This is a genomic window from Pantoea stewartii subsp. stewartii (genome assembly GCF_008801695.1).
Lineage (GTDB): Bacteria > Pseudomonadota > Gammaproteobacteria > Enterobacterales > Enterobacteriaceae > Pantoea > Pantoea stewartii.
The window spans coordinates 1-6,349 of record NZ_VZPF01000135.1; the positions used below are offsets into that span (position 1 = coordinate 1).

A 6,349-nucleotide genomic window follows, 5' to 3' on the forward strand; every position below is an offset into this window, starting at 1 on the left:
TTGGTAGAAAACGCTGATGCCAGACAGAACACCGTCATACGCAAGCATGTAATGCATTGATTTTATGTTATCTGAAACAACCGTTTTCATAGTACCACAGCATAAAATCCATTTATTCAACAAAGCCCGTAATTATCTTTAACTTCTGAAAAATGATAAGGGTTAAACGAAGGTGCATCGTGGGTTCCATGCTTTTTTCGTCAGATTCCATGGGGCAAGTAAAGAATGGTTTTCCGCTCTTCGTCCTGACGGAGAACAAAGGAAATTTAAGGAAACGATATCATGACATTTATGACATCTCCCGAAGCCACTCGGCTCATCCGCCATGGCCACTCCTGCCTGGGCGTGGCCGGGCCCGCAGGCCTCACCCTGACCGCAGGTGGTCACAACGACAGCCTGCTCTGGTCACGTAATCCGGCCTCCGGGAGCGGACAGCTTCACACCTGGTCTCCCTGGGGGAACGGTAAGGCTGAAGACGACCTGCCTGGCTTTAACGGTGAGCGCTGTGACCCGGTAATCGGCAGCTATCATCTGGGTAACGGCTACCGGGCCTATAACCCGGTCCTGCGACGCTTCAACTGTCCTGACAGCCTGAGTCCGTTCGGAGCCGGTGGTATTAACCCGTACGCCTACTGTGCAGGGGACCCGGTCAACCATACCGACCCGACAGGGCATATCAGCTGGCAGGGATTTGTGGGGATTGTGGCAGGAGCTATCGGGGTGCTCCTGACCGGGGGCGCAGCTTTAGGTGCCATTGCGACTGCGGGCAGTGTGGCAGCGGCATGGAGTGCAGCATCAACCACAACGCTGGTTGTGGGCAGTATGGGTCTGCTGGCTGACGCGACGGGGATAGCCAGCGGGGCAACCGAGGACAGCAATCCACAGGCGTCGTCGGTGCTGGGCTGGGTGTCCATGGCCACCGGAATCGCGGGCATGGCGGCCGGTTTCGGAATTGCAGGATCTGCGACATCAAAAAGAGTTATAAATTTAAAATCGCTAGTTACAAAAACTCAAAAAAATAGACTTTCGACACTCTTTGATGACATCGGTCAGTGGAAAGATATTAGTATGCCAGAGGAATTTTCTGTTCAAAATCGAATAAAATCATCAGAAGCATATGAGGTTTTGTTAAGCACCAATGCCAAAAAAAGTTATGAGATAAGAAACCTAAAGACTAAAGAATTGTCTGTTCCTCATGGTGTATATAATTTTGTTAACCCATCTTCTGCTCCGGGCCGTATTTACGCTATGGAATATCATGAAATAAATCATAAGAAATATATTGGGCACACCTCGTTAACGAGAAGTAAAGGTATTGCAGCACCAGTCAGATATGCTGGCATGATGAAATTTGATAATGGTAGATTAATTTATTGGAATAATTTAAGTGGTCACTATCGCCCTCCTATCGATTTAAGTTATTCTAATTTAATACCCTGGGCTCGGCGAATTTTGCCGGAAAATAAATTTAAAACCAATTTTATTTAATTATATCAAAATCCGGCGAAAGGCGAGGATATATAAATGTACTCTATCGATTATAACAGCTACTGCTCTGCAAAAGATTTTAACCGGCACGTTCATTTTCTGGCCATGGACTACACTGCCATTGATTTTGCCACATCAGTGTAAGTCATTTCCGGTTACGGTTCCATGAGCTTCAACTGTTTGTCCGGGCTTTCCAGGGCTTTGTTGAATAAATGGATTTTATGCTGTGGTACTATGAAAACGGTTGTTTCAGATAACATAAAATCAATGCATTACATGCTTGCGTATGACGGTGTTCTGTCTGGCATCAGCGTTTTCTACCAAAACAGTGCAGACAAAACAGAATGATTACCTATTATTCAACAAAGCCGCTTTCCAGCTCCATTTTCGGTGTCGTAACTACGATTGCATCATTAATGAAGAAACGTCCGCCGTTCTTTATACGCTGATGGATAAATATATGACGGAGATTTTCCGCTGAGTTGCTACCTGAATATACTATGAGGAAAAAGTCGCTATGACATTAACAACAACAACCGGGGCCACTCGGCTCATCCGCCATGGCCACTCCTGCCTGGGCGTGGCCGGGCCCGCAGGCCTCACCCTGACCGCAGGTGGTCACAACGACAGCCTGCTCTGGTCACGTAATCCGGCCTCCGGGAGCGGACAGCTTCACACCTGGTCTCCCTGGGGGAACGGTAAGGCTGAAGACGACCTGCCTGGCTTTAACGGTGAGCGCTGTGACCCGGTAAGCGGCAGCTATCATCTGGGTAACGGCTACCGGGCCTATAACCCGGTCCTGCGACGCTTCAACTGTCCTGACAGCCTGAGTCCGTTCGGAGCCGGTGGTATTAACCCGTACGCCTACTGTGCAGGGGACCCGGTCAACCATACCGACCCGACAGGGCATATCAGCTGGCAGGGATTTGTGGGGATTGTGGCAGGAGTTACCGGGGTGATCGTGACCGGGGGCGCAGCTTTAGCTGCCATTGCGATTGCGGGCAGTGTGGCAGCGGCATGGAGTGCAGCATCAACCACAACGCTGGTTGTGGGCGGTATGGGTCTGCTGGCTGACGCGACGGGGATAGCCAGCGGGGCAACCGAGGACAGCAATCCGCAGGCGTCGTCGGTACTGGGCTGGGTGTCCATGGCTACCGGCATCGCGGGTATGGTTGAGGGGGGCCTGAGACGTACAAGAGCAGTGGACGGGCAACGTCCGGGGAACATTAGTCCAGATGTGGTTTTTTATAAAACATTTCATTTGGAAGAAAATCATCTAAATAACGGAGAGGTATACTACACAAAATTAGGCTTCACTAATAATTTTAGCAACACTGGTGAACCGGGGATTTTAATTCATGGACTTCCTGAAGGAAAGGTAATGCTTTATGACAGCCTCGAAAGATCTACTGATTTAATTTCACGGAGAGCACTAAAACTTAGACCTTATCCGATTAAGCTCACAATAAATGAGTTTGTTTCATTTGTAAAAGAACGTCATTCCATCAATCTTTCTACAATTGGTGGTGACACCCCCCTACATTTTGTGACCTGTTATGGTGGAACACCTATAAAATCGGCAGGATACAGAAGTATGGCCCAGCAACTAGCTGATGTAACTGGGAGACGTGTATATACTTATGGAGGTGTGCGAGAAGAAGTAGTGTTTCGTCATGGAGGCGACCTTCGAGGAATAGAAGGTCTATCTAAATCACGAGTCAATTTTATATCATATACGACCAGGAAGAATCTAAATCCTGTATTATTAATGCCTCATAATTCTATGGCTTTGAGACAATATAAGGAAGTAATATCATGACATTTATGATATCTCCCGAAGCCACTCGGCTCATCCGCCATGGCCACTCCTGCCTGGGCGTGGCCGGGCCCGCAGGCCTCACCCTGACCGCAGGTGGTCACAACGACAGCCTGCTCTGGTCACGTAATCCGGCCTCCGGGAGCGGACAGCTTCACGCCTGGTCTCCCTGGGGGAACGGTAAGGCTGAAGACGACCTGCCTGGCTTTAACGGTGAGCGCTGTGACCCGGTAATCGGCAGCTATCATCTGGGTAACGGCTACCGGGCCTATAACCCGGTCCTGCGACGCTTCAACTGTCCTGACAGCCTGAGTCCGTTCGGAGCCGGTGGTATTAACCCGTACGCCTACTGTGCAGGGGACCCGGTCAACCATACCGACCCGACAGGGCATATCAGCTGGCAGGGATTTGTGGGGATTGTGGCAGGAGCTATCGGGGTGCTCCTGACCGGGGGCGCAGCTTTAGGTGCCATTGCGATTGCGGGCAGTGTGGCAGCGGCATGGAGTGCAGCATCAACCACAACGCTGGTTGTGGGCGGTATGGGTCTGCTGGCTGACGCGACGGGGATAGCCAGCGGGGCAACCGAGGACAGCAATCCACAGGCGTCGTCGGTGCTGGGCTGGGTGTCCATGGCCACCGGCATTGCTGGCATGGCGGCTGGATTTGGTGCTGTAGGAATACAGCGTATGGAAGGGGCAACTGCAGGGGCTCCGTGGCGAACACAGGAAGGAAGGGTGGGTATAGAAATGTCAGGAAGAGGCGCGCCTGTTGCTGCAAAGCAATGGGCGGAACGGGCTGCATTTCAACAAAGGGAGCTCACTGACTTACCTAATGAAATGTTAGAACAGATTTTCAATTATCTTGATTACACTTCATTAAAAAGTATTTCAGCCGTAGAAAACCCAAGGATTTCCGCTATAGCCGAAAGGAGATTATTAAGTATAGAAAATTCATTGAAACGAATTAATTCTTTTCTAGGAAAGAGCATTTCTCCGGAAAATCGTCTTGCAGCATTACAGGGGGCATGGCACGCAAGGCCGCTAAATCGTTTAGATGTTTATGCTTTTGAGCCAGCATTCAATTCTATAATGAACGATATTGACAACCTTTCATTAAAATCAAGAGCTACATATATAAAATCCACTTATAAATTCTCAAAGGACTTTGGTGTGATAAAAGATCTTACTCCAATATCGCATCAAAATGCATATTCTACAGTCAATAAAGGAATGGCTTATTTGCTTAGAAGTGTAGATTTTAATAATGTATAAATGGTTTCTGTAAGTATCCCGCATAATCGTGCCATTCACAGCTCGCCTGCCATGGCTCAAAACGCTGGAGCAGTTCGACTTCACCTTCCAGCTGAGCATCGATCGTAAGGTTGTCAGGGAACTGGCCGGTCTGGCGTTCGTTGAGCGCTGCGAAAACGTGATCCTGTTGGGTCCTCCAGGGCTTTGTTGAATAAATGGATTTTATGCTGTGGTACTATGAAAACGGTTGTTTCAGATAACATAAAATCAATGCATTACATGCTTGCGTATGACGGTGTTCTGTCTGGCATCAGCGTTTTCTACCAAAACAGTGCAGACAAAACAGAATGATTACCTATTATTCAACAAAGCCGTCCTCCAGGTGTCGGGAAAACCCATCTGGCCGTTGCTCTCGGCGTGAAAGCGGCGGATGCGGGGCACAGGGTACTCTTCATGCCACTGGACAGACTGATCGCGACGCTGATGAAAGCGAAGCTGGAAAACCGACTGGAGCGCCAGCTACAGCAACTGAGTTATGCCCGGGTGCTGATCCTGGACGAAATAGGCTATCTGCCGATGAACCGAGAGGAAGCCAGTCTGTTCTTCCGCCTGCTGAACCGCCGGTATGAAAATGCAAGCATCATCCTGACGTCGAACAAAGGCTTCGCCGACTGGGGAGAAATGTTCGGAGATAATGTGCTGGCATTCCCTGTGATAGCCACAAAGACGCAAACATGCTATAGTAATGTAAGATATTTTCTTACACCGGAGGTGTGCCATGGCACGAACCATGACCGTCGATCTCGGCGACGAACTGCGGGAGTTTATCGAGTCCCTGATTGCATCAGGTGATTACCGTACGCAGAGTGAGGTGATCCGCGAGTCCCTTCGCCTCCTGCGGGAGAAGCAGGCGGAGTCCCGTCTGCAGGCATTACGTGACCTCCTGGCGGAAGGGCTGAGCAGCGGTGAGCCACAGACGTGGGAAAAGGATGCTTTTCTGCAGAAGGTTAAATCCGGCATGAGGACATCCGGTGAGAGCCGTTAAACTGACGCCGAAGGCAGAGGACGATCTGGAGGCCATCTGGCATTATGGCTGGCAGCATTTCGGGGAAGGGCAGGCCGACAGCTATATTGACCATCTGTCAGCGGTGTTTCAGCTTCTGGGCGATCACCATATCGGAACCAGGTGCCCGGAACTGGGTGAGGGGATATATGCCCTTCCCTCTGAACGGCATGTGATTTATTTTCTGCAGACAGAAGCCGTCGTGATTGTCATTCGTGTTCTGAGCCAGCATCAGGACGCCGGGAGACACCTCCACTGGCGGTGATCCCGCCGGACCGAGCCACCGTGCTGACGGCTCACATCATTTTTCTTTTTTCAGCATCAATACTGGTATATTGATAACACTCAGGCATTAATGCACGTGTGTTATTAATTAACCACTTTTACTGCTTTAATGGCATTAATCCTTCTTTTTCTCTCCGCAGATCCGTTTTCCGGTAGTTCCGGATCTTCCGGAAACGCCCCGGCGCGTTGCAGCACCGAACCACAAGATGTGCCACTCCTTCAGCTGCGATTTCTTCTATATGTTGTGTTTATCCCCTGCCCCGTGACCGCCAGCTCAGCACCGGAAACGGGACTTTGCTTATTCCCTCACCGTGATACACGTAAGCGTCACATTTAAACCGTCTGTGCAGCGGGCTCCGGTTCCGGGAAAATAGTGTCCATCATTTTTTAATGGACACTATCGCGTGAAACACCGGACATGGCTCCTTGAGGCGCTTCGCCTCCATT

Annotated in this window: 4 protein-coding genes and 3 pseudogenes; all 7 read left to right on the top strand. The window is 50.0% G+C overall.

The annotated features are described in order from the left end of the window. Nucleotides 1-282 precede the first annotated feature (282 nt). The 7 genes and pseudogenes from F7Q90_RS27430 to F7Q90_RS24260 all read left to right on the top strand — a co-directional run bounded on the left by F7Q90_RS27430 (nucleotide 283) and on the right by F7Q90_RS24260 (nucleotide 5,882). A complete protein-coding gene (locus F7Q90_RS27430; protein WP_006120904.1) occupies nucleotides 283-1,488 on the top strand; it encodes an RHS repeat-associated core domain-containing protein in 1,206 nt (401 codons plus the stop codon). 517 nt (nucleotides 1,489-2,005) lie between these two features. Continuing rightward, nucleotides 2,006-3,307, top strand: a complete 1,302-nt coding sequence (locus F7Q90_RS27440; RefSeq protein ID WP_006120902.1) for an RHS repeat-associated core domain-containing protein — start codon at nucleotides 2,006-2,008, stop codon at nucleotides 3,305-3,307. Further along, nucleotides 3,304-4,575 carry an RHS repeat-associated core domain-containing protein gene (locus F7Q90_RS27445; RefSeq protein ID WP_006120901.1) on the top strand — a complete coding sequence of 424 codons (1,272 nt, stop codon included), beginning with the start codon at nucleotides 3,304-3,306 and terminating at the stop codon, nucleotides 4,573-4,575. The genes F7Q90_RS27440 and F7Q90_RS27445 overlap by 4 nt, the downstream gene beginning before the upstream one ends. A gap of 40 nt (nucleotides 4,576-4,615) precedes the next feature. Beyond that, nucleotides 4,616-4,747 (top strand): annotated as a pseudogene (locus tag F7Q90_RS24245) (ATP-binding protein); the annotation flags it as partial. A gap of 182 nt (nucleotides 4,748-4,929) precedes the next feature. Then, a pseudogene (locus tag F7Q90_RS24250) lies at nucleotides 4,930-5,271 on the top strand (ATP-binding protein); the annotation flags it as partial. Next, nucleotides 5,266-5,599 (top strand): annotated as a pseudogene (locus F7Q90_RS24255) (type II toxin-antitoxin system ParD family antitoxin). The pseudogenes F7Q90_RS24250 and F7Q90_RS24255, both read left to right, overlap by 6 nt. Further along, nucleotides 5,586-5,882, top strand: a complete 297-nt coding sequence (locus F7Q90_RS24260; protein WP_006120896.1) for a type II toxin-antitoxin system RelE/ParE family toxin — start codon at nucleotides 5,586-5,588, stop codon at nucleotides 5,880-5,882. The pseudogene F7Q90_RS24255 and the gene F7Q90_RS24260 overlap by 14 nt, the downstream one beginning before the upstream one ends. Nucleotides 5,883-6,349 lie beyond the last annotated feature (467 nt).

What these genes read in the sequence shown, in the direction of transcription:
- F7Q90_RS27430 (WP_006120904.1), top strand. Translation starts at nt 283, where the DNA reads ATGACATTTATGACATCTCCCGAAGCCACTCGGCTCATCCGCCATGGC.
- F7Q90_RS27440 (WP_006120902.1), top strand. Translation starts at nt 2,006, where the DNA reads ATGACATTAACAACAACAACCGGGGCCACTCGGCTCATCCGCCATGGC.
- F7Q90_RS27445 (WP_006120901.1), top strand. Translation starts at nt 3,304, where the DNA reads ATGACATTTATGATATCTCCCGAAGCCACTCGGCTCATCCGCCATGGC.